The sequence below is a fragment of the Halocynthiibacter styelae genome (assembly GCF_016123485.1).
GTDB classification, from domain to species: Bacteria; Pseudomonadota; Alphaproteobacteria; order Rhodobacterales; family Rhodobacteraceae; genus Halocynthiibacter; species Halocynthiibacter styelae.
This window is the reverse complement of record NZ_JADCKQ010000003.1, coordinates 130,267-154,850: the sequence shown is the minus strand read 5'-3', so window position 1 is coordinate 154,850 and position 24,584 is coordinate 130,267. Positions and strand designations below refer to the sequence as shown.

Annotated in this window: 20 protein-coding genes; 5 read left to right on the top strand and 15 right to left on the bottom strand. The window is 54.5% G+C overall.

The features are described from left to right. Positions 1-86 precede the first annotated feature (86 nt). The gene (locus H1D41_RS05250) at positions 87-3,230 is read left to right on the top strand and encodes an Ig-like domain-containing protein (protein WP_228847902.1); all 3,144 of its coding nucleotides are present in this window, start codon (positions 87-89) and stop codon (positions 3,228-3,230) included. Positions 3,231-3,421: 191 nt separating this feature from the next. Then, on the top strand, positions 3,422-3,595 hold the full coding sequence (hemP, locus tag H1D41_RS05245) for a hemin uptake protein HemP (RefSeq protein ID WP_107497224.1): 174 nt from the start codon (positions 3,422-3,424) through the stop codon (positions 3,593-3,595). A 12-nt stretch (positions 3,596-3,607) separates the two neighbouring features. Here hemP and H1D41_RS05240 read toward each other — a convergent pair whose 3' ends face one another. After that, on the bottom strand, positions 3,608-4,480 hold the full coding sequence (locus H1D41_RS05240) for a LysR substrate-binding domain-containing protein (protein ID WP_228847901.1): 873 nt from the start codon (positions 4,478-4,480) through the stop codon (positions 3,608-3,610). Positions 4,481-4,577: 97 nt separating this feature from the next. Between H1D41_RS05240 and H1D41_RS05235 the strand changes: the two genes are divergently transcribed. Together H1D41_RS05235 and H1D41_RS05230 are read left to right on the top strand one after the other, a co-directional pair. Beyond that, entirely contained in the window at positions 4,578-5,285 is a 708-nt protein-coding gene (locus H1D41_RS05235; protein WP_228847900.1) for an SDR family oxidoreductase, read from the top strand. Positions 5,286-5,378: 93 nt separating this feature from the next. Next, on the top strand, positions 5,379-6,191 hold the full coding sequence (locus H1D41_RS05230) for a division plane positioning ATPase MipZ (RefSeq protein ID WP_228847899.1): 813 nt from the start codon (positions 5,379-5,381) through the stop codon (positions 6,189-6,191). A gap of 68 nt (positions 6,192-6,259) precedes the next feature. On the opposite strand, the gene H1D41_RS05225 is transcribed toward H1D41_RS05230, so the two are convergent. The 5 genes from H1D41_RS05225 to H1D41_RS05205 all read right to left on the bottom strand — a co-directional run bounded on the left by H1D41_RS05225 (position 6,260) and on the right by H1D41_RS05205 (position 11,439). After that, a complete protein-coding gene (locus H1D41_RS05225; RefSeq protein ID WP_228847898.1) occupies positions 6,260-7,891 on the bottom strand; it encodes a DVUA0089 family protein in 1,632 nt (543 codons plus the stop codon). A 123-nt stretch (positions 7,892-8,014) separates the two neighbouring features. After that, positions 8,015-8,848 carry a metal ABC transporter permease gene (locus H1D41_RS05220; RefSeq protein ID WP_228847897.1) on the bottom strand — a complete coding sequence of 278 codons (834 nt, stop codon included), beginning with the start codon at positions 8,846-8,848 and terminating at the stop codon, positions 8,015-8,017. Then, entirely contained in the window at positions 8,845-9,696 is an 852-nt protein-coding gene (locus H1D41_RS05215; protein WP_228847896.1) for a metal ABC transporter permease, read from the bottom strand. Before H1D41_RS05215 ends, H1D41_RS05220 begins: the two co-directional genes overlap by 4 nt. Then, positions 9,689-10,543: a manganese/iron ABC transporter ATP-binding protein gene (locus H1D41_RS05210; protein WP_228847895.1), complete on the bottom strand. Its 855-nt coding sequence runs from the start codon at positions 10,541-10,543 to the stop codon at positions 9,689-9,691. The genes H1D41_RS05215 and H1D41_RS05210 overlap by 8 nt, the downstream gene beginning before the upstream one ends. Beyond that, positions 10,543-11,439, bottom strand: a complete 897-nt coding sequence (locus tag H1D41_RS05205; RefSeq protein WP_228847894.1) for a metal ABC transporter substrate-binding protein — start codon at positions 11,437-11,439, stop codon at positions 10,543-10,545. The genes H1D41_RS05210 and H1D41_RS05205 overlap by 1 nt, the downstream gene beginning before the upstream one ends. Before the next feature lie 170 nt (positions 11,440-11,609). Here H1D41_RS05205 and H1D41_RS05200 point away from each other — a divergent pair, with 170 nt between their 5' ends. Then, positions 11,610-13,151 (top strand): sulfatase-like hydrolase/transferase, encoded by a 1,542-nt coding sequence (locus H1D41_RS05200; protein ID WP_228847893.1) that lies wholly within the window; start codon positions 11,610-11,612, stop codon positions 13,149-13,151. Positions 13,152-13,204: 53 nt separating this feature from the next. Here the strand turns inward: H1D41_RS05200 and H1D41_RS05195 are convergent, their stop codons facing one another. The 9 genes from H1D41_RS05195 to dctP form a co-directional block, all read right to left on the bottom strand. Then, positions 13,205-14,233 carry a Hint domain-containing protein gene (locus H1D41_RS05195; RefSeq protein WP_228847892.1) on the bottom strand — a complete coding sequence of 343 codons (1,029 nt, stop codon included), beginning with the start codon at positions 14,231-14,233 and terminating at the stop codon, positions 13,205-13,207. 270 nt (positions 14,234-14,503) lie between these two features. Further along, positions 14,504-15,805, bottom strand: a complete 1,302-nt coding sequence (locus tag H1D41_RS05190; protein ID WP_228847891.1) for an ABC transporter permease — start codon at positions 15,803-15,805, stop codon at positions 14,504-14,506. Further along, positions 15,802-16,716, bottom strand: a complete 915-nt coding sequence (locus H1D41_RS05185; protein WP_228847890.1) for an ABC transporter permease — start codon at positions 16,714-16,716, stop codon at positions 15,802-15,804. Before H1D41_RS05185 ends, H1D41_RS05190 begins: the two co-directional genes overlap by 4 nt. A gap of 9 nt (positions 16,717-16,725) precedes the next feature. Next, a complete protein-coding gene (locus tag H1D41_RS05180; protein WP_228847889.1) occupies positions 16,726-17,838 on the bottom strand; it encodes an ABC transporter ATP-binding protein in 1,113 nt (370 codons plus the stop codon). A 121-nt stretch (positions 17,839-17,959) separates the two neighbouring features. Then, positions 17,960-19,090: an extracellular solute-binding protein gene (locus H1D41_RS05175; protein WP_228847888.1), complete on the bottom strand. Its 1,131-nt coding sequence runs from the start codon at positions 19,088-19,090 to the stop codon at positions 17,960-17,962. A gap of 370 nt (positions 19,091-19,460) precedes the next feature. After that, positions 19,461-20,606: an iron-containing alcohol dehydrogenase gene (locus H1D41_RS05170; RefSeq protein ID WP_228847887.1), complete on the bottom strand. Its 1,146-nt coding sequence runs from the start codon at positions 20,604-20,606 to the stop codon at positions 19,461-19,463. Further along, positions 20,603-21,985 carry an aldehyde dehydrogenase family protein gene (locus H1D41_RS05165; RefSeq protein ID WP_228847886.1) on the bottom strand — a complete coding sequence of 461 codons (1,383 nt, stop codon included), beginning with the start codon at positions 21,983-21,985 and terminating at the stop codon, positions 20,603-20,605. The genes H1D41_RS05170 and H1D41_RS05165 overlap by 4 nt, the downstream gene beginning before the upstream one ends. Positions 21,986-22,047: 62 nt before the next feature. Further along, positions 22,048-23,406: a glutamine synthetase family protein gene (locus H1D41_RS05160; protein ID WP_228847885.1), complete on the bottom strand. Its 1,359-nt coding sequence runs from the start codon at positions 23,404-23,406 to the stop codon at positions 22,048-22,050. A 110-nt stretch (positions 23,407-23,516) separates the two neighbouring features. Next, a complete protein-coding gene (dctP, locus tag H1D41_RS05155) occupies positions 23,517-24,551 on the bottom strand; it encodes a TRAP transporter substrate-binding protein (RefSeq protein ID WP_228847884.1) in 1,035 nt (344 codons plus the stop codon). Positions 24,552-24,584: the final 33 nt, after the last annotated feature.

The window sequence follows — 24,584 nt, the reverse complement described above, 5'->3', positions numbered from 1 at the left end:
GCAATTCAGGTAGCTGTTAACGAGTACTGGGGTAAGTAATGTTAAAGAGTTTCTTTCGCGCCATCTGCGCGACAGCTGGGCTGTTCATGGCCAGCACGCCAGCGGTTGCCTTTGATGGCAACACCGCAAGTTTTGCACGGAATATTCCATTCGGCTCCTGCACAGTTAACATACAGATTGCTCATGGTGCCTCCACAAGCCAGGGTCGTGCTCGCTTTTCCCTGAACGGTGCCTATCCGGAAGGTACCGCCCTTGCTGGCACCATCTATGGCAGCCAGGGTTATCGATCTTATTATGCCTACGGATCAACCATAACCCAATCCACAATTGAAGCTTGCGGCTTCAGCAATCTTGACCAGGTGGCGATCAGCGGCCCGGACACCTCTGTCAGCTATACCACTTACTACCCGAGCGAGGCTCAGGGTGCTGAAATCTGGGCTATTCAAGACTTCATCGGTTTTTCTTTTATCGGAAACGATACAAGCGGCGTACGTTCACGATATGAATTTGGCATTTCCGGAACAACGGGAACCATACCAGTCACCAGTATTATTCCAGTCAATGCCCCCCCACCAGAACCGGTTATCACGTCCAGCGCATCAACCGTTCACCGTACAACAGCCTTCGATGTTGATGTGACTTTCTCGCGGGATGTAGTCGGATTTGATCCGGTCAATGAAGCGGGTGATTTCACTATCTCCAACGCGACCGTTACCGGTGTTTCCGGCGGCCAGACATCTTACACGCTGACAGTCGTTCCCTCAGGCGCAGGCGATATAGTCATGTCTGTTCCGGCCAGTATTGCCGAAGACTTTGCAGGCGCTCAAAATACCCCCTCATCTCAGGTAACCGTCATCTATGATCCAGAGGTTGTATTGACCGAGATCACCGGGATGCCGGGCGCAGTAAATGCGGCCCCTTTCGACATTACTGTAAACTTTGACATGGACGTCACCGGATTTGACCCTATTGGTACGCCGGCAGATCTGACCATTTCCAATGCCACCGTTGATGCAATGATCGGTGGACCATCAGATTATACGCTGACACTCACACCAACAGGGGCCGGAAATATCTCTGTTTCTGTTCCGGCGGGCGTTGCCCAGACGTCATCAGGAAACTTGAATCTCGCCTCAAATGTTGCCACCGCGACCTATGACGCCAACATCCCTTCCGCAGAGATCATCAATGCGCCGCCAGCTCTGGATGGAACAAACCCGTTTGATGTAACTGTTCGCTTCAGCGTCCCGGTCGTCTTCTTCAATGTAAATGCACTCAACGTGACCAACGCGTTGTTTCAGATGCCCCCTCTGACGAATCCCTTCAACCCCCAGACCGAATTCACCGTGACCATCACGCCGGATGGAAATGGCGATGTTACAATCGTTGCGCCTTCGGGAATGGCTTATAACGCCGTTACATTTACGCCAAGCAGCGCCGCGGCACCGGTGACTATATCGGAAGATGCGGTACCGCCTACCGTCGTGCTTGCCAGCACACTCACCGAATATGTCGGCACATCAGCCTTCACGATCACTGCAACTTTCGCAGAGGACGTGACGGGATTTGATGATCCTGCGAGTGACGTAACCATTTCCAACGGGACAATCACAGGCATCACCGGTGGCCCCGACGTTTATACAATTGCAGTAGAACCGGATGGTACAGGAACCGTATCAGTTTCCGCCCCTGCGGATGCGGCAGAGGATCTGGCCGGCAACCTGAGCGAGGCGTCAAACACCGTTGATATCGCCCTTGCAGATACCATTCCTCCTGTTCCTACGCTCAGCAATGCGCCGTCTGAATATATCGACACCACCCTTTTCACACTTCAGGTGGAATTCGATGAAGATGTGACCGGGTTCGATGATCTGACAAACGACCTGACCATTACAAATGGCACCGTAACATCAATCACCGGCGGTCCGGCCATCTACACGGTTGAAATCACACCGGCTGGTGACGGCGACATCACTGTCAGCGTGCCGGCCGCTGCGGCGCAGGATGCTGCGCTTAATGACAGCACGGCCTCAACAGAAGTCACCATCACCAAAGCCGATACGATTGCGCCCTCAGTGCAGATTACAGGCGCACCGGATGAGTTCACCCACACAACACCTTTCACCGTAGATGTTGGGTTCAGTGAAGACGTCACCGGGTTTGATGATCTTGCGGCTGATCTGACGGTGGTCAACGGTACAGCCACCAATGTGACCGGCGGCCCGGCATCCTACACGGTAGAGGTCACACCGGCAGGTACAGGCACCGTTTCCATTACCATTCCTGCTGCTGCTGCGCAGGACGTGGCCGGGAACGACAACACGGCGTCTGACACTGTGACGGTCGGCAGCACCCGGGTTGCGGACACGCAGAAAGCCATTTCTGCCTTCATGACGTACCGCATAAACGAGCTTGCTTCGAACCAGGTTGGCCTGACGCACCTGCAGCGCGATCAGGGCTGCGGTTCTTTTGCGGCCAGTGCAAGCGAAGGCAGCGGTTCTGTGTCGGGTTGCGCCTCAAGCGGCAACGCCTGGGCCGCGCTGTCCGGTTCATGGTCTGACGGGCAATCCTATACGCTGGCAACCTTCGGCGCCCACAGCCGGATTTCCGACACGCTACTGATTGGTGGGATGCTTCAGTTTGATTCCGCAAAACAGGATGAAAACAATGCGTCTGGCGAAGGCTGGCTCGCAGGCCCCTATTTCGTTGCCAAGGCCGCAGGTCAGCCGCTCTTTTTCGAAGGCCGGCTGCTTTATGGCAAGACAGACAATAAAATTTCAATCTATGGTGGTCCGTCTGAGGACTATAGATCGGAACGCTGGCTGGCACAGTTGCAAGTGTCTGGCGAATTCATGGTTGAGGAAACCAAACTGGTTCCATTGCTGGACCTGACCTATACCGACGACACCCAGCTGACTTACACCAATGCCATCGGAGATCTGATCCCGGAACAGAAAGTTCAGCTGACGCAGCTCACCACCGGTATGGAGTTCAGCACACCCATCGAGGTTGCTTCAGGCGCGCTGACCCTGAACGGCGGGCTGAAAGGGATCTATTCCTCTCTGAACAATGCGACGGCAGACTATGAAGGCATGCGTGCGCGCGTCAGCGCCGGTGGCACCTATGACCTGCCTTCCGGCGGCGTCCTGACCGGATCTGCTTTCTACGATGGAATCGGGTCTGATTACGAAAGCTTTGGTTCCAGCCTGAAGTTCTCGCTTGAGTTCTGATTGCAATCCAATCCCAATCAAACACCCGGTTGCCTGGCAGCCGGGTGTTTTTGTTTGATCACCGCAAGGTCAAAACCTGATTAAAAGAGTCTATTGACTTATCCGACTAAAACAATCAGATATTATCTCAGCAGACCGAAACATGGTCAGCACAAAGGAATCACGCGAACAAAACTACCGGAGGAAACGCAATGAACGCTATTGCCCACCCAGACACACGGACCAGCACAACCGTTCCGCAGCAACAATCTGTCTATGACGCACGTCTGCTGACTCAGGGAAATCCTTGTGCAACCATTCTGCTGGATGACCAGACATACATCCTGCGCATTACCAAAGCAGGCAAATTGATCCTGACAAAATAAACGCGTCGCAGATCAGCTTTCTGCTTCATGCAAAAGCCAGTCACAGACGCGGGAAACATCCCGTCTGCGGCCATGCTTTTCAGACCAGACCAGATAAAAATCAGACCCATTTTCAGGCGCAGGGCCGGAAAACACGGCCAAAGCACCTTCCTTGATTTCCTGTTCGACCAGTACTTCAGGCACAAGCGCAACACCATCGCCACTGCAGGCCAGCCGTATGCACATAGCTGCCTGATTAAAGCGCATCCCTTTTTCAATATCACCAGAAAGTTCCGCAGCATTTTCCCGGAAATATCCGGACCAGCCTGCATGCCCGTCATGCAACAAGCCTGCTAACATCAGATCCGCAGGCTGCCGCATCCCCGACATCAGATCAGGCCGTCCGACTATCACGTTCTTCCCCGCGCACAACAACCTGGACTTCAGCCCCCTGGCATAAGGCGGCGGGACCTGTCGTATGGCAAGATCAGCCTCGCCGGTCAGAAGATCCGCAACGTTTTCCGACGCCCGGACCTGCAGATCAATCCTTCCCTTTTCCGGAAAACCAGCAAGGCGCGGCAAAAGCCAGCAACTGGCGAAAGATGGCGTCGTGCTCAAGATCAGTTCAGGGACATTCTCCCCGGGCTTCAGATCATCTGTTGCCTCTTGCAGCACTTGTAATCCGGCACGGATCTTTCCGGCATAGGTTTCGCCTGCGGCTGTCAGTGCAACACCACGCGGTAGGCGTTTGAAAAGATCAACCTTCAGATCGGCTTCCAGCCCACGGATTTGCTGCGCAACAGCCCCCTGTGTCAGATGTAGTTCCTCTGCAGTTTTGCGGAAATTTTCATGCCGCGCAGCCGCTTCAAACGCGCGCAGGGCTGAAAGAGAAGGAAGAAAAGCCATAATTACCCAATAGTTTTTCTACAGCATAGAGCAGAAAGCATGACGTGTCCAATTGACCAGACATCGCCATATTGAAGGAAACCAGAAAGGACACGACATGTCAGATACAGTGAAAACAGCCATCATCACCGCCGGGGGATCCGGCATGGGGGCCGCGAGCGCGCGCAAATTGGCTGCTGAGGGATATAAGGTGGCGATCCTGTCATCCTCCGGCAAAGGCGAAGCGCTGGCGAAGGAATTAGGGGGCGTCGGCGTTACAGGATCCAATCAGAACAACGCAGATGTGCAGGCCGTGGTGGATGCCGCGATGGAAACATGGGGCCGTATTGATGTTCTGGTAAACAGCGCAGGGCACGGACCACGCGATGAGATCCTGGCACTGAGTGACGAAGACTGGCACGAAGGAATGGAGGTGTACTTCCTTTCGGCCGTGCGCCCTGCCCGCCTCGTCGCCCCGATCATGGAAAAACAGGGGGGTGGTTCCATCATCAACATTACAACTTTTGCGACATTTGAACCGGATCCGGTCTTCCCGACGTCTGGCGTTATGCGTGCAGGCCTGTCGGCCTTTACCAAGCTTTTCGCTGATAACTATGCGGCAAAAGGGATCCGCATGAACAATGTTTTGCCGGGCTTTATTAATTCCCTGCCAGAAAAGGAAGAGTTCCGCGCCCGCATCCCGATGGAGCGGTACGGCACAACCGATGAGATCGCTGATACCATCACGTTCCTCGCCTCAGATGGTGCCGGGTATATCACAGGCCAGAACATCCGTGTCGATGGCGGCATCACCCGCGCGATATAACAGGATTACTTGTAAAACGCCGCGACTTCCCATATTCCGTTTCACAATAACGCGTGTTGAATGAGATACGCTGACAGGATTTCGGGGGCAGTCGTGGCGCATATAATCGTCGTTGGAAATGAAAAAGGTGGTTCCGGTAAATCCACCACATCCATGCATATCGCGACCGCACTGGTGCGCATGGGCCATAAGGTAGGTGTGCTGGATCTGGACCTGCGGCAGAAAAGCTTTGGTCGCTTTGCCCAGAACCGCATTCACCAGATGAAAAAAGCAGGTGTGCAGCTTCCTTCGCCGGAATATCACGAACTACCCCAGGTTGATCAATCAGAACTACAGCCCGGCGAAAACATCTTTGATCGTCGCCTGTCCCTTGCGGTGGCTTCGATTGAACAAGACTGCGACTTCATCCTGATCGACTGCCCAGGGTCCCACACCCGGCTAAGTCAGGTCGCGCATTCTCTGGCCGATACGCTGATCACACCGCTGAATGACTCTTTTGTCGATTTCGACCTGCTGGCGCAGATTGATTCAGAAAGCAGCGAAATCAAAGGACCTTCGGTTTATTCCGAAATGGTCTGGAACGCCCGTCAGCTGCGCGCCCAGGCCGGGCTTGCACCGATTGACTGGGTGATTGTGCGCAACCGTCTGGCGGCCCAGGCGATGCACAATAAAAAGAAAATGGGCGAAGCCCTGGATAACCTGTCCAAGCGGATCGGCTTCCGGGTTGTAAAAGGCTTTGGTGACCGGGTTATTTTTCGCGAACTCTTCCCGCGCGGCCTGACACTGCTGGATCTGCGTGACATTGGCGTGGCAGGTCAGATGAACATTTCAAACGTCGCCGCCCGTCAGGAATTGCGTGAACTTATGAAAAGCCTGAACCTGCCGGGCGTAACTGTCGACTTTTGATTACAGGCACAACAAGGCAAGAAAAAACCGGCCCCCAAGTGCCGGTTTTTGTGTTTCTGACGTTCGCCTTACTGACGTGGTGGACGAATGTAGCGTTGCAGCGACAGGGCAGACGCGCCCACACCCGCACCGGCTGACCGATCCGGCACAACAGCCAGGGCATAGATACCGGACCCGATCTTCTTCACAAGACGGGTGCTGAGGCTTTCAGAGTTCAACTGGCTTGCCGCAATGCGCTGACCGGAACCTTCATAGTCAAACAGCACGATTTCTGACACGGAACCGACAGAGGCACTGTCTACGACGACGAAGCTTTCGTCTTCGACTTCGAACAGATACCACTGGGTTTCACCACCCGCATTATCCGCACGCAGGTTACGATGCAGCAGACCCAGATCGGTCATTTCAACGCCAGCCGTGGATGGCGGCAGGATTTCGGCGTTGTTATAGGCTTCCATCAGAAGGGCTTCTTCTGACAGCTCCATCAGGTGCATATTAAACGCACCGGTCCCGTCGCCACCGAAAGGCGTGACAGAAGCACAGTAAGACCCGGCAGGCAGTTGATCGCGGTTTTCAATGCGGCTGCCGGTGCCCAGACCATCGGCATCATCATTTTCATTCAGCAGAACGCCATCCGCGGTGTAAAGCCACAGATAGGTATCAAAGCTGTTGCTGGTCGCAGTCAGACGCAGGGCCATAGGTTCAGCCAGGTCAAAGGTGTAATCCTGGCTTTCGCCGCTCAGGACACCCTGAACATGTTCACCTGCAGTGAGGGACACTGTGGTCGCCGGATCACCGCATGGGTTTGCCGGCCCGACGGAGCCACCAGAAACGCTGATATTTTCGTTATAGTCCGAAATCGTCAGATCTGCCGGGCCAGAGGTCGCGGGATCATAGCCGGTCACGGCCACACAATATTCACCAGCTGGCAGGCCATAGTTGATGCCGATATGGCTGTCAGTGCCGCCACCGCCATCATCATCCGTTGCAATCTGATTGCCGTTGACATCCACAAGCGTCAGGAAGGTATCCAGCGTATTACTGCGCGCCAGCAGGGACATATTCGTGCCTTCTTCCACAGAGAAGGAATAAGCGTATGGAACAGTGCCGTTCACAGCCAGGCTTTCTGCACCAGACCCAACCGGGTCATCCAGATGCACGAGGTTTGGCATCGCAAAGCATTCAGTGGAAGCAGCAGCGCCGCCACCGCCAGCGGTATCGACCCGCGGTGCCTCAAGACCTGTACGGATCTGAAGCGGGATGTTTTCGTTAAAACCGGTTGGCGTACCGTATCCGTCAGGAACAGACGTATAGGTGCTGATCTGTGCGCAGTAGCTGCCCGGATCAAGTTCAATGCTCAGAAGCGAGTTCAGCCCGCCTGCCCCATCATCATTCCCAAGAAGCGGATCACCATTTGCGTTAAAGATCACAACCACCGGATCAGCATTCCCGCTGGATGTTTCTATGGTAACACCGGTGCGCTGACCGACCTCAAGTTCAATATAGGCTGGTTCACGACGTGCAATCGCCACAACCGTATCTACGGCCGGTGCAGTTGCGCCGGTGATCAGATATTGCGCATGTGTCAGAATTTGCGGCTGGCCACAGGCCCCGCGTTCCTGTGCCTGTGCGCCGGTTGCCAGCACAGAAAGCGCCGCCCCCGAAGCAAGTAAAAGTGATTTTCGGCTAAACCGGGTCATAGAGCCCTCCTGCAATAATTATGTCGGGCACAGAGTGCCCGACGCATCAGATGGCTTTATCAGACCCTTACGACAGCATGATGTCAAACGAAGATCTGCCGCATCCCGCAATCAGCAAGCGGCTTATTGCTGCATCTCTGTTTGTTTCTGCCGGAGCAGCGTTCCCACGAAACAAAGAATAAAGATCACTGTCAGGATCAGAATGATTGTCGGGGCCGGGGCGCTGTCGAGGAAGAAGCTGAGGTAAACTCCGCCAAGGCCGGAAACCAGCGTCACGCCCACTGCCACCACCAGCATCATGGAAAAGCGGCGCGTGATCAGGAAGGCAATCGCACCTGGGGCTATCAGCAGACCAATCGCAAGGATAATACCGACAGCAGAAAGCGTCGCAACAATTGTCAGGGACAGCATCGCCAGCATTCCGTAATGCAACCATTGCACGGGCAGTCCGCTGGCCTGGGCTTGAGCCGGATCAAAGGCATGCAGTAAAAAGTCGCGCCATTTCAGCAACAGCAAACCGGACACAACCAGTGCAATGATACCTGCCTGCAAGATATCACCGGCACCCACGCCCAGCATGTTGCCAAAAAGGATGTGATCAAGATGCACATTGGTATCAATCCAGGTGTAAATCACCAGACCAAACCCAAACATTCCAGAGAACACAACGCCCATCACGGTATCCTGTTTCACCCGGCTGTTTTCTTTCAGAAACCCGGTGGCCAGCGCACAGAACATACCTGCGGCAAATGCCCCGATCACAAGTGGAATCTGTATCACATAAGCAAGCACAACGCCCGGTAACACGGCATGAGAAATCGCATCCCCCATCAGGGACCAGCCTTTCAAAACCAGAAAGCAGGACAAAAGCGCTGTAGGCACAGAAATAATCGCGACGATGATAAAGGCGTTGACCATAAAGCCGAACTGAAACGGCAAAAACAGTTCTTCAATCATGCCACGGCCTCCCGCGCTTTACGGCGGGCCGCAAGATAGCCGTGCTTCGGTGCAAAGGTGAAGGCCAGCAGGAACAGAAGCGTTTGTAGGCAGATGATGATGCCGCCGGTCGCCCCATCAAGGAAATAACTGGCGTAAGCGCCGAAGAAACTAGTGCCTGCACCAATCGCCACCGACAGCATCAGCAAACGTGGGAAGCGGTCCGTCAGCAGGTAAGCAGTTGCGCCTGGCGTCACCACCATGGCGATAACAAGGAAGGCCCCGACAGTTTGCAGTGCCGCCACGCACGATGCAGACAGAAGCGTGAAAAAGATCAGTTTCAGGCGATCCGGGTTCAGCCCGATGGAACGCGCATGGCTTTCATCAAAAAACGCAACCATCAGATCTTTCCATTTCATCAGAAGCACCGCGAGGGAGACAAAGCCAATGATCGCCAGTTGCAGCGTATCTTCCGGTGTGATCGCAAGGATATTGCCAAGCGTAATGGTTTGAATATCGACCGATGTCGGTGACACGGACACCATAAACAAGCCAAGGCCAAAGAAACTTGTGAAGATCAGACCGATGATCGCATCTTCCTTCAGACCCGTGCGCTGGTTCAGAAACAACATCGCCCCGGCGGCAAGGCCACCTGCAGCAAAAGCCCCCAGCGCAAACGGCAGACCCAGCATATAAGCGCCCGCGACACCCGGCACGATGGAATGGCTTAGCGCGTCGCCGATCAGCGACCAGCCTTTCAGCATGAGATAGGCTGACAGAAAGGCGCAGACACCCCCGACCAGGGCCGACACCCACATGGCGTTTGTCATGTAGTTGTAACCAAACGGTTCAAGCAGAATTTCAAGCATCGTTGCCTGCCTTGTCATCGTAGACAACAAAGGGACGTTCATCATCTGTGATCACTGTGACAGAACGCGCGTCATCATCATCATGCAGATCCTTGCCACCCAGAACAAAGTGGCGCAGCACACCGCCAAAGGCGGATTCCAGGTTTTTCTGTGTGAAGACCTCAGACGTTAATCCGTGACCCAGAACCGTACCTTTCACAAGCACCGTCCGGTCGCAGAACTCTGGCACGGATCCCAGGTTATGGGTCGACACCAGCATCACCCGACCTTCATCCCGCAGCCCCCGCAGCAGATCAATAATCGCATCTTCGGTCTGCACATCCACACCGGTGAAAGGTTCGTCCAGCAGGATCACCTTGCCATCCTGCGCCAGGGCACGTGCCAGGAAAACACGTTTGCGTTGCCCGCCGGAAAGTTCACCAATCTGACGGTGACGGAAATCAATCATGCCGACACGCGTCAGGGCATCTGTCACCGCCTGATGATCCGCAGCAGAGGCACGACGCAGGAAACCCATATGCCCATAACGGCCCATCATGACTACATCTTCGACCAGTACAGGAAAGGTCCAGTCGACCTCTTCCGCCTGTGGAACATATGCCACGATATTTTGTTTCAGCGCCTGCTTCACGGACATGCCAAGGATCGAAATGTCACCCTTCGCCGCCGGCACAAACCCCATAAGCGCCTTAAACAGGGTCGATTTCCCGGCACCATTGACGCCCACAAGCGCAGTGATTGTGCCCTGTGGGATCTCAAAGCTGGCGTCGCGCAGCGCCGTGTGACCGTTGCGATAGGTCACGGTCACACCATCGGCACAGATCCCATTTTGTGTCTGATCAAGCATCAGTTCTCTCCGGTCAGGCCAGTTGCGATGGTTTCCGATGTCACACGCAGCAGATCAAGATAGGTTGGCACAGGGCCGTCTGCTTCGGTCAGGCTGTCCACATAAAGCACACCGCCATATTCTGCCCCGGTTTCACGCGCCACTTGACGGGCTGGATCGTTGTTCACGGTGCTTTCGCAAAAGACCGCCCGAATGTTGTTGTCACGCACACCATCAATCACCTTGCGCACCTGCTGTGGTGTCCCGGTCTGATCGGCATTCATCGGCCAGAGGTACAGTTCTTTCATACCGAAATCACGGATCAGGTAAGAAAACGCACCCTCGCAGGATACAAGCCAGCGCTCATTTTCCGGCACCTGCTGCACCGCGTCACGCAGAGGGGCAATTTCAGCAGTCAGCTGCGCTTTATAGGCCTCTGCATTTGCAACATAGGCGTCCGCATTGTCCGGATCATGTTCCACAAAAGCATCGCGAATGTTGTCGATATAAATGTGGGCGTTATCCAGGGACATCCAGGCGTGCGGGTTTGGTTTGCCGTCATAGGATCCCTCTGTGATCGACATTGGCACGACACCTTCTGTCAGAGTCGCAGAAGGCACATCGCTGAGGTTGTTGAAGAACTGTTCAAACCAAAGTTCCAGGTTCATGCCGTTCCAGAAAATCAGGTCCGCATCCTGGGCCCGCAGTATATCACGCGGCGTCGGCTGATAGCCGTGAATTTCGGCACCTGGTTTGGTAATGCTTTCGACAATTGCAACATCACCCGCAACATTGCGCGCCATGTCTGCCAGAACGGTGAAGGTGGTGACGGCTTTGAAACGGTCTTCTGCCTGGGCCACACCTGTCATCATGGCAAGACCGGCAACGGAACTCAGAATACGGGACGTGATGTTCATAGATCTCTCCTGTGTTGAGATCCGTTTATGAGAATCATTCTCAACTGTCAATGTAGTTGAGAATGATTTGCAAAAAGATTTGATGATACCCCGCGTCACTTTCCGATTGCCCCGCCCCGCCCCCTTCGCTAGCAATTCTCAGGGATCATTCGCAAAGGGAGAGAGCGCGCATGGCCACCACCGATACCCCCCACAAAAATGTGCTGTTTATCGTGATAGATCAGTTGCGTGCAGATTGTGTGCATGGCGCTTTGGCTGATCACGTGAACCTGCCCAATCTGCAGGCCCTGATGGCAGAAAGTGTTGTGTTCAAAAACAACTATTCCGTCACCAATCCCTGCGGCCCGTCCCGGGTTTCCCTGCTGACCGCGCGTTATGCAATGAACCATCGCAGCATCCGCAACGGCACACCGCTGGCCCATGACACACCGAACCTTGCGACCGAAGCGGCGAAGGCAGGCTATGACCCTATGTTGTTCGGCTATACTGACACATCACAGGACCCGCGCGCCTACCCCGAAGGCCATCCGGCCCTGACAACCTATGAACACCCGATGAACGGGTTTCGCGAAGTGTGTGAGATGCGTCTTGAAGAAAGCCATGGCTGGCGGGCAGATCTGCGCGCGAAGGGCTATGACATTGAAGGCGAAGATCTTTTTGACATCTTCCGTGTCGATACACCAGATGGTCAGCCCCCCCGCCCGAATGACCCTGCGCTATACAAAGCGGAAGACAGCGACACAGCGTACCTGACCAATCAGTTCCTTGAGGGTATGAAAGACAAGGTGGATCAACCCTGGTTCGCCCATCTGACATGGATCCGCCCGCATCCGCCTTTTAACGCGCCTGCGCCTTATAACGATATGTATGATCCGGCATCGCTGCCGCTTCCGGAACGGTTGTCACAGGAGGAGGAAAAGAACTTCCACCCCTATATGAAACCGCTGCATAACTACGCGACGATTGCGAGCACGGTAGAGGGTTTTCCTGATCTCGATAGCAGTGACGGCAGCGTGCAGACATTGCGGGCCGTTTATCTTGGGCTTGCGACTGAAGTGGACCACCATCTGGGCCGGGTTGTCAGCTGGCTGAAGGACAGCGGGCAGTATGAAAATACGTTGCTGGTGGTCACCGCAGACCATGGCGAATTGCTGGGGGATCGTCATGCCTGGGGCAAGCTTGCACCGTTTAAAGGGGCGTTTCATACGCCGCTGATCATTCGGGCGCCGGGAACTAAATCACGTGAAATCAGCCACTTCACTGAATCCAGCGACATCACACCAACGATCCTTGACTGGATCGGGACGGACATCCCTGCATCAATGGATGGGCGTTCTCTGGTTCCGTGGTTGCAGGGGGAAACACCGGAATGGCGTGACTTTGCCTATTCTGAATTTGACTTCGGCAACCCCATTGATCCGACACCCTGGCAGAAAGAATATGGGTTAAATCAAAGCAATGCCAATTGCGCGATCCTGCGGGAAGAACGATTCACACTGGTGCATTTTGCAGATGGGTTTGAACCGATGCTCTTTGATTCAGAAGGCAAAGGAGAGCTGGAAAATGTCGCCGCCAAACCCGAGCTTACCGGGGAAATGCTGCGCCTGACACAGAAACTTCTGAGCCACCGGATGAAGAACACCGATCACCTGCTCAGCACGATCATGATCACAAAAGACGGGCCGGTGAATACAACACGCCCACGCGGATAAAGGCCTAAAACTTTAAAGACTTTAATGCGCGGCAAAGCCGAAGTTTAAAGTCTTTAAAGTGACTTCTGAACCCGAACCAACGCAGCTTCTTTCCCACGCAGACAGCGCCGCGCTGTCGGGCCATAGGATTCCGGGATCGTTGCCAGTTCCGGAAACAGGGCGAACAATTCTTCACGCACCTGGTGGTCCACAGACCCCAGCGTCGCCGGACCAGGGAAAAAGCTTTCCGAAGGGCAGCCTTCCGCAAAGACGATTTCATGCTGATCAAACAACATGTGATAATAGGTCACCTGTTCGCAGGGCGCAGAAAAGATCGTATCGCCATTTACCAGATGCTTTGCGTTTGCCAGAACCTCCGCTTCGCCAAACAGCAATTCGGCCTGCCAGCCCGTCAGCAACATGCGATGAAGCGGTGAAACCTGCAGATCACGGGTATTGCCAAGTGCACCTTCACGGAAGGTAATCGGTGCAAACTTCCCCAGACCACGTACTGTCGTCGCGCCAATCCAGCGGATTGTCTGCAACCCGTTATCCCGGGTCATAACCTCATCACCGGGCTGAAGGTTTTCGATCGCGACCTCACCACGTCTGGTGACAATATGCGTGCCCGATACGAAGCAGGTCAGAAGGTCATTGTAAGTGGCGTTGCCAAGCCCGTTGGCCGGCCCGACGGTATATGTCTCACCGGGTATCAGTTCAAACGTGGTGACATAGCCCTGCAAAGACGCAAAGCTTGAAGAGTTCGCATTGTGCAGATCATAGATAAAGCCGACAGAAGCCCCGGAAGAATCAAAAACCTCGAACTCGTTTTCCGGATTTGTTGGCGCGCCGCTAAAAGCGGTGCCATCAATATTTCCGGTCAGCACTTGTGTCGGTGCCTGCGCAAACCCGCCCTGCGAATTGGGCAGGCCATCATTGAAAACCGTGTCTTCATTATCTATGTCAGAAACCGTTGCAACAGAAGGCGCTGCACCCGCGGCAACAGTAAAGCTGCCACCAGTCGCAATAGTGCTGAAATTATAATTTCCGGCTGTAATACCGAGATCCACAAGGGAATATACAAGTATAGTTCTGTCGGGCATGGGTTAACCAACTTAATTGCGGCACGCAAATGCGTGAATAAAAAAACAACGAAATCGGGAAAACTCCGTTCTTATCGCAATTAAGATGGAAACACCTCAACCTGTATTTTTGTGCAGGAAATACAGATAGTTACATCACCAATCCGTGAGGATACCTACCCATAAGTATAGGTTTTGCGCATTCTCACGAATACTTCATGATATGTAACAAAAACGGGCGCCTGATTTGGCGCCCGTTTAATTGGCTAATTTTGGTATGGGTTATATTGCCTAATTGCCTCCGGAAGGCTCTGCGGTGGACAGGTTGCCCGGATCGAACACCGATCCGAAGGGGCTTGCCGGGGCTTCTTCGGGAGCTTCCGGTTCTTCTTCTGCACCATCCAGGTTGGTTGGGGCAAAGACGTTGCCGAAGGCACCGGTGCCACCTGTCTGAGAAGACCCACCTGTGGCAGGTGCTGTTTCCTCAGTGGCTTCACCGTTGGCCGCCGCTTCTGCCGCACGGGCTGCTGCTGCAGCTGCACGACGTTCTGCAAGCGCACGCAGGTTGGCTTCTGCTTCCAGGGTACGCTGCATGTCGCGTTCCTCTTTCACGTCCGCAATACACTGCGCCGGGTTATGCGACATGGCATTCACCGTAGAGAGACCAATCACCGCCACCAGCGCGATCAAAGCGATCATGGCCGGGTTGCGCGACAGGATTGCCGGCAGACGGAAACCGCCATCGACCTTTTTCACCGTGTCGCCGGATGCCGCCGCCTGAAGTTCCTTGCGGCGCTTCAGAGCTTCGTTGGTCAGCGCACCAAACACCGTCAGCACAATGATGATAAAGGCCAGAGCCGAGATCGCAGGGCTGATGCCGTAGCGCACTTTCTGCGCCAACTCGATCGTCAGCGTGGGGTAATCCCCAAACGTGAAGGTCGTGGTGTTATAGTTCTCAAAGCTTGCAAGAAACGCCAGCACCGCAGATGTGGCAAGCGCCGGCATCATGAAGGGCAGAAGGATCTTACGGAAGGCCTGCGTATGGGTGGCCCCCAGATCAAGCGCAGCTTCATTGAGGGTCAGGTCATACCGCTGAAGACGCGCCACCAGAACCAGCATACAGTAGCTGGCGATAAAGGTGGATTGGCCGATAATCGTCAGGAACAGACCATCTGCAAGGATGCTGTCCGGACCAAGACCCAGCCAGTTGTTCACCCGCTGCCAGAACACCACGGTTGAAATACCAAGCACCACGCCCGGCACCAGGATTGGCGCGATCACGATGGTATAGTAAGTCGCCCGCAGTTTCGGCCAGACCTGTGTCAGGATCAGTGCGCCTGCAAGCCCCATGGTCACAGACATGATCACGGTGCCAATACCTACAATGATCGAGTTCTTGATGCCGTTCAGGATACGTTCATCCTGAAACAGTTCCGAGAACCAGGCGTAGGTAAAGCATTCCCATGGGCTGACACTTGGAAAGCCATTGGAGTTGAACGCCGTGATCGCCATGATGACGAGTGGACCCAGCAGATAGGCAAAGAAGATGCCGAGATAGACCCAGATCGATACACGAAGGAAGAGATTATTCATTTCCCAATGTCCCCCATGTTCACTTTGAACAGCTTCATGAACGCAAGCACGATAATGATACAGCTGGTCAGAAGCACGATTGCGTAAGCAGCGCCCTGCGACCAGTTCCCACCGTCGTTAAACCACTGATAGATGATCTGCGTAAACCAAAGCGAGCTTGGCCCACCAAGGATTTGCGGCGCAGCCAAAGCACCGGCAGACAGCATGAACACCATGGTAGCACCGGAAGAGATACCAGGTTTCGCATATGGAATAACGATGCGCGCATGGATCCGCCACCAGGGCGCACCAAGGTCACGTGCCGCCTCGATCTGATTGCCATCCAGGCTTTCAATGACGTTATACATCGGGAAAACCATCAACAGGATATAGGCATAGCCCAGACCCGCATAGAGCGCGATATCCGCCCGGATGAAGTCAAAGGGTTCATCCAGGATCCCCATGCCAATCAGCACAGCATTGATCATACCGGTCGCCCCGAAGATGATCTTCAGCGCAAACGCCCGCAGGATTTCATTGATCCAGTAAGGGATGATCAGCAACAGCGCAAAGACGCGCAGTTTCATGCCTTTGGCGACCTGGCCCAGGAAAAATGCGATAGGGTAACAGAGGATCAGGTTAAAGATCGTGACACAGATCGCGGCGATGATGGTGCGCATGAAGACCTTAAGGTCAACATAGTTGTAAGGGTCAGACGCGCCTTCGGCACCATAGATCAGGTGACGATAGTTTTTCAGCGTGTAATCCCCGACCTCGCCAGAGGGCAGATATTCACGCAGGGAATAATCCAGCATGGACAGCTGGGGCAGGATGATCAACACCCCGATCCAGAAGGAAATGATCACAAGCAGTGCTGTGCCCATCACCTTACCATTATGCTGGTAGAAGTTTTTAAGGAAACCGTTTTTCATAACGCCCCCTTATTCCGTTGCCAGTTCACCGGCAGGAACAGCCACAGCATTCTGTGTCTCATATTCCAGGGTGATCTGCTGACCCGTGTGATCTTCAAAAGTCTGACCAAGGTTCGGGATGGAAACTTTGATTTCCTTACCGCCGTCACCTTCGGTGAAGATGTTGAAGGAATTGCCCTCAAATTCCTCGTGGTTCACTTTCGCGGTCACGAAATGATCGCCGGAGGTGCCGGTTTCCGCAATCGACAGGGCTTCGGGGCGGATGAACATCATGGCTTCGTCGCCGACATTCATCTTACCCTGATTGGCGGTGGAAATACGGGACACCAGATCACCAGACCGGTTGGTCGCGATCAGTGCCTCATCGCCACGGATTTCTTTGACCTTGCCACGGAAGACATTGTTTTCACCAACGAAGGAGGCAACAAAGGCCGTGGACGGATCGTTATAGACAGTTTTACCGTCCCCGATCTGGTCAATAATACCCGCTTTCATCACGGCGATATTGTCTGACATGGTCAGTGCTTCGCCCTGGTCGTGAGTGATGTAAATGAAGGTAATGCCAACGCGTTTCTGGATTTCACGCAGTTCCGTGCGCATGTGCTGACGCAGCTTAAGATCAAGCGCAGACAGCGGTTCATCCAGCAGCAGAACATCCGGTTCCGCACAGAGCGCGCGGGCAATCGCCACACGTTGTTTCTGACCACCGGACAGCTCAGACGGCAGTTTGTCACCCTGCCCCGGCAGCGCGATCATATCCAGAAGTTCATCCGCGCGCTTGCGGCGTTCCTTTGCAGAGGCCCCTTTGATTTCCATAGAAAACGTGATGTTTTCCCAGACTTTCATCAAGGGGAACAACGCGAGGTTCTGAAAGATCAGAGCCGTCGGGCGCTTGTTCGGACCGATGCCCGCCATGTCGTTGCCACCAATCAGAACACGCCCTTCAGACGGGTCAAGAAAGCCTGAAACCGAGCGCAAGATCGTTGTCTTCCCGCAGCCGGATGGGCCGAGGAACGAAAAGAAATCGCCGCCATTGATATTTACGTTTGCGTCGCGCACTGCAACGAAATCGCCGAACCTGATCCATAGGTTCTCGAGGTTTACCCCGACACCAGCACTCATGTGTTTCTCCCCGCTGTATGTATTTCTGACGTATGCCACCTGCATGGTGGTCTGGTCTCCGGCGTCAGCCCCGGAGGCATCCGGCCCCCGCAAGGGCCGGATTGTGTTTCAGAAAATCCGCTTATGCAGATTTGAAACGGTTCACGAATTCAGTCCGCACAGCTGCATACCATGGTGCCTCAGCAGGCCATGGGTTCAGGTTTGCAAGGCTGTCGCCAGGATATGCTTCTGCGAAGTTCTTTTTGTAAACGTCGCCAGTATGCGCATCCGCACCCAGAACCGGGCTGTTATAGCCGTGGCTGTCAATCGCAACGCCAGCATCCTGCGCACGATATGCGAATTCGATGAAGGCATAGATCTGATCGGTGTTTGCCGCACCAGTTGGCATGGACATACCATCAACCCAGGCCATCGCACCTTCGACAGGCGCCTGATAGGTCACAGGTTCACCAGCAGATTTAAGCGCGAGAGGCGGACCATCCCATGTCTGACCCACGATCACACCGTCGTTCAGCAGGCCGTTTTTCTGGCTGTCCGCATCGTTCCAGATCAGTTTGATACGGTTCTTACGCTCGATGCACCAGTCAGTGACTTTGCCCCAGACTTCACGCATCTTGTCTTCGTCTTCATAAGCAGCCCAGATGGAACCTGGTTCCATCTCACCGGAAGCTTCCATGTACAGACCCGCACCCAGCATCATGGAATGCGCGCGGCCCATGGTTTTGCCGGCGTTTTCTTCGGACCATACGTCACCATAGGACGGTGCATCGCCATTTGGTGCCCAGAGATCGGTGCGCCATGCCATGCCTTCGGTGCCCCAGATATGCGGCAGCCAGGTGGAACCATTGCCGCCAAAGTTCCATGCGTTTTCGCCAATGGCGGACATCGCAGGGTTCACGCGGTCAATCTCAACGCGGGACATGTCAAACGGCTGAAGCAGTTCAAGAGGTTCCCACTGAAGCGAACGGTTGTTGGTCGGTGACACAATGTCAAAGCCCTGACCGTTGGTCGCCTTCATCTTGTTGATGATTTCTTCGTTGGACCCGATACCGGTGTAGTTGATCTTAATGCCGGTTTCAGATTCAAAATCAGCAATGAACTGATCCGGCAGATAGTCGGACCACATCAGAATGTTGATCTCACCGGATGTCGCCAGCGCGTTTTGCACCAAAGCCGGTGTTGCAAGCGCAGCACCGCCAACGGCAGCAGTACCCTTCAGTACCGAGCGGCGATTAATCGTATTGTTAGTCATGTAAACTCTCCCTGGTTTTAGTGGCCGGTTGTTCCGACACGAATTGATTCCGACCCAAAGGCCTGAACCTGATTTCCGAATTATGAAGCCCGGAATACTCCTCCGCTTTCAAGACAACCCCTGACAGCTTCGAAGTGATATAGCCAGAATCCAAAAGCCATATGACAATCTGAGTATATGCGACAGAAAATGTCAAAATTTATCTTGAAAATTTGGTATTTGCGCCGTTTTTCACAAATTTCGGCTGGTTGCTTCCCATGAAAAAATAAGTCCAGATTTCAGGAGATTTTGTGAATTTACGTCAAAAAATGCCAGTTTCCCCGCCCGATCTTTTTGCGGGCGGGGAGATATGTCCAGAAGACTGCTAAAATTATATGCAGTCGACGAACAGCTGGCGTGTGTTTTCTTCGGTCAGTTCGACTGGGTTTCCGCCGCAGGATGGGTCGGCGAGGGCCTGGCGGACCATCTCATCCAGCTGTTTGTCGTCAACGCCCATCTCAGACAATTTGCGCGGAATGCCCAGGCTGTCGTTGAAGTCCTGCACGAAGCTCTGGAAGCCCTTGAAGCCGCCTTCAATGCCCAGATAGGCCGCTGCCATGTCAAAACGATCAGCAATTTCCGCAGCGTTGAATTCCAGCACCGCCGGCATGCAAACCGCATTCGTCGTCCCGTGGTGGGTGTTGTACATCGCGCCAATGGGGTGGCTCAGGGCATGGATCGCGCCAAGGCCCTTCTGGAACGCGGTTGCGCCCATGGCCGCCGCCGACATCATATGCGCGCGAGCTTCGATATCGGTGCCGTCTTTGAACGCACGCGGCAGGTAATCCTTGACCAAACGCATGCCTTCCAACGCGATGCCCTGGGACATCGGATGGTAATGCGGAGAACTGAAGGCCTCAACGCAATGAGCAAAGGCATCAAGCCCGGTGCCCGCTGTGATAAAGCCCGGCATGCCCACGGTCAGTTCCGGATCCGCGATCACGATGGATGGCAGGACTTTCGGGTGGAAGATGATTTTCTTCTCGTGTGTGACGGAGTTGGTCAGGATGGACGCGCGGCCAACTTCGGACCCCGTGCCAGCCGTGGTTGGCACTGCGATGATCGGCGCAATCGCGTCGGCATCCGCACGGGTCCACCAGTCACCCACATCTTCAAAATCCCAGATCGGGCGGGTTTGGCCCGCGTGGAACGCGACCATTTTACCAAGATCAAGGCCAGAGCCCCCCCCAAAGGCAATCACACCGTCATGACCGCCGGCTTTATAAGCGGCAACGCCAGCGGCGAGGTTCAGCTCACTTGGGTTCGGGTCTACTTCAGCGAACAGACCACGGCCAAGACCGGCGGCCTCAAGGATATCCAGCGCCTGTGCCGTGATCGGCAACGGGGCAAGTCCTTTGTCCGTCACCAGAAGCGGACGCTTCATACCAAGGCTTTTGCAGGCTTCTGCCAGCTCGCTGATACGGCCAGCGCCAAATTTCATGCTGGTCGGATAGGACCAGTTGCCAACAAGGTTCATGATGTCACCTTCTTCAAGTGGTAGGATTTCGGACGGGTCAGATTGTGGAAGCCAATCACAGACAGTCCCCCGCCGCGTCCAGTGTTTTTGCAGCCGGTCCAGCAGAGGCCCGGATCAAGATAATCGGCGCGGTTCATAAAGACCGTGCCGGTTTCAAGCTCATCACCGATACGCGCAGCGCGGTCCACATCTTGCGTCCAGAGGCTGGCGGTCAGGCCAAATTCACTGTCGTTCATCAATTTGATCGCCTCGGCATCGGATGACACTTTCATAATGCCAACAACCGGACCAAAGCTTTCATCACGCATCACGCGCATGTCGTGGGTCACATTGGTCAGGATTTGTGGCGTCAGATAAGCGCCGCCGTCATCCTCATCCATTGTGTCGATATGGGCCACAGCACCATCAGTCACGGCCTCGGCAATTTGCGCACGAACCTCTTGCGCGAACCGTACATTGGCCATCGGACCCATAGTGGTCTCAGCCTCCATCGGATGGCCAAGTTTATAGCCGTTCACGATCTCAACTGCCTTTTCCACAAACTGATCATACAGGCTTTCATGCACATAGATCCGCTCAATGCCGCAACAGCACTGCCCCGCATTGAACATCGCGCCATCCACCAGCGTATCGACAGCGGCATCGAGATCCGCGTCTTCCATCACGTAACCCGGGTCTTTGCCGCCAAGCTCCGTGCCAACGCCAGTAAACGTGCCCGCTGCGGCACGTTCCATCGCCTGGCCGCCGCCAACGGAACCGGTGAAGTTCACAAAATCAAAGGCGTTGCCTGCAATCAGATCATTGGTCACGTCATGGGACAGGAACACGTTTTGGAACACATCTTCTGGAATGCCCACGCTGTGAAACGCGTGCGCCATACGTTCGCCCACCAGCAGGGTTTGCGTTGCGTGTTTCAGCATCACAGTGTTACCCGCAATCAAAGCAGGCGCGACTGTGTTGATCGCCGTCATGTAAGGGTAGTTCCAGGGCGCAACCACAAAGACCACGCCGTGCGGGATGCGTTTGATGTAACGTTTGAACGTCGCATCCTCGCCCACTTCGATCTCCGCAAGGCTTTCGACCGCGATGGAGGCCATATGGCCTGCGCGTTCTTCAAAACCGCCAAATTCGCCGCCATAACGGGTTGGGCGGCCCATCATATGGGCAAGCTCTGGCACGATTGCATCGTTCATCGCGCCAACAGCCGCCACGCCCGCCATCACCAGGTCAACGCGTTCCTGTACCGGGCGTGCGGCCCAGGCTTTTTGCGCGGCGCGCGCCGCTTTGGCCGCCGCTTGGGCCGCGTCCAGCGACAACACCGGACGTTCCGCATACACGGATCCGTCAATCGGTGAGATACATTTCAATGTCTGGCTCATGCCATCTTCCTTTTCACGACCGGGGCCGCAATGCCCCTTTTCATCTTGCTGAAAATACTCAATCAGGCTTTTTCAAAGCCGCGCGCGATTTCATAATCTGTGACAACCGCGTCGAATTCTTCCTGCTCCCATTCCGCACAACGGTGGTAATGGGCAACGACATCTACGCCGAAAGCGGATTTCAGCATGTCAGATCCCATAAGCGCCGCCATGGATTCACGCAGGTTCGCGGGCAGTTTCTTTGCATTCGGATCCTGATAGGCATCCCCCGCCTGAGGTGGCGCAAGTTCCAGTTTCTCTTCAATCCCGGCAATCCCTGCGGCAAGCTGCGCGGCCTGGGCCAGATAGGGGTTCAGATCTGCCCCACCCACCCGGCATTCCACCCGGATCGCCTTGCTGCCTTCACCACACAGACGGAAGCCCGCCGTGCGATTGTCAATCGACCAGACCGTGCCGGTCGGCGCAAAGCTGCCCTTCTGGAACCGTTTATAGCTGTTCACATAGGGCGCAAGGAACACCATCATGTCGCTGGAGTATTTGATCATCCCGGCCATGTAATGTCGCATCAGATCCGACATGCCGTATTCGCCGTCTGCGTCATAAAAGGCATTCTCGCCATCTTTCCACAGCGACTGATGCACATGTGAAGCAGACCCCACGCGGTCCTTATGCCACTTCGGCAGAAAACTTGCGGCATGGCCCTGCTGCCATGCGATTTCCTTGACCGCATGCTTGGCGATCGTGTGGTGATCGGCGCAGAGCATAGCTTCGGCGTATTTGATGTTGAGCTCTTCCTGGCCTGCTTCGGCCTCTCCTTTACTGCCTTCAATCGGCAGTCCAGCGGCATAAAGGTGATTGCGGATCGGCCGCATCACATGTTCTTCTTTGGTGGTCTGAAGGATGTGATAATCCTCATTATAGGCGCTGATCGGCTGCAGATCACGGAAGCCTTCCGCGCGGATTTCATCATAGGATTTGGCGAAAAGGAAAAATTCCAGCTCCGTCGCCATCGTCGCAGAAAACCCCAAGGCTTCTAGGCGATCCAGCTGCTTACGCAACACGGCGCGCGGGGAATGCGGCACAGGTTGGTGCGTATTGTGATCCAGCACATCGCAGAGGACCATAGCCGTGCCTTCAAGCCAGGGCATCATGCGGATCGTCGTCAGATCCGGCTTCATAATATAATCGCCATAGCCGGACTGCCAGGACGTGCTGGCGTAACCATCCGGTGTCGCCATCTCAAGATCAGTGGCCAGCAGATAGTTGCAACAATGGGTTTCCTCATGACCGCTGTCGATGAAATATTGCGCCACAAGACGCTTACCCATCAGGCGGCCCTGCATGTCAATAAGACACGCCAGAACCGTATCAACCTCACCAGAGGCGACTTTGGATTTAAGATCCTCAAAACTCATGGTCATGGCAGGGCCCTCGTCTTCTCATCTTAGCGCGACAGCGGAATTCGTCACGAATTCCGGATCGGATTTTTTCAAAAATCCGGGGCCGCACATCGCAGCCCCGGAAGATTCTATCAACCGTAACGGTAAGGGCGACCAGCCTTCACCATATCAGCATTATACTGCTTGATGATCTCAACCACACGGGCTTTCAGATCAGATTCTGCGGCGATTTCATCCCAGAATTTGACAGCAGCGCCTTCGACAGTTGCCCATTCTTCATCTGGAATTGAAGTCAGTTCCATTTTCGGACCATTCACCCGCAGGGACGCTTCGCCACCCCAATACCACCACTGACGATAATAATGGGATTGATCTGTACAGACGCGGAAAAGGGTCTGGAGATCTTCGGGCAGCTCATTCCAACGGTCAAGGTTGGTAAAGAAGGAACCAGCCCAGGCACCTGAGATATTATTGGTCAGGAAGTAGTTGGTCACATCAGCCCAACCCACGGTGTAATCCTCGGTGATGCCGGACCAGGCGATACCATCAAGTTCACCGGTCTGAACCGCAACTTCGATATCTTCCCAGGGCAGGGTCACCGGCACAACGCCGAATTGTTCCAGGAAACGTCCCGCAGTCGGGAAGGTGAACACGCGTTTGCCCTGCAGATCTGCAAGGCTGCGGATCGGATCTTTGGTGGCAAAGTGGCACGGATCCCAGGCACCGGCTGAAATATGCTTCACACCCACGGCGGAATATTCTTCGTCCCAGATTTCGTTCAGACCATACTGGTTGAACAGCACAGGCACATCCAGAGAATAGCGGGAAGCAAACGGGAAATACCCGCCGAATACAGACAGTTCAGTTGGTGACGCCATAGAGTCATCATCAGACTGCACCGCATCAATTGTGCCGTTCTGCATGGCGCGGAACAGCTCACCTGTAGGAACCAGCTGATCTGCGTAATACAGTTCAATTTCCATCCGATCGCCCGCGATTTTGTTGAACATATCGATCGCAGGGGTGATCACATGTTCCGCAAGCGCAGCACCTGCATAGGTCTGCATCTTCCAGGTGATTTTACCGGAGGCAATCGCCGGGGCCGCGAGGCTTGCGCCTACTGCGCCAACACCGGCGGAGGCTAAAAACTTACGTCTTGTCGTCATCTTATCTTCTCCTTTGTTGGTGAATGTCCCGCT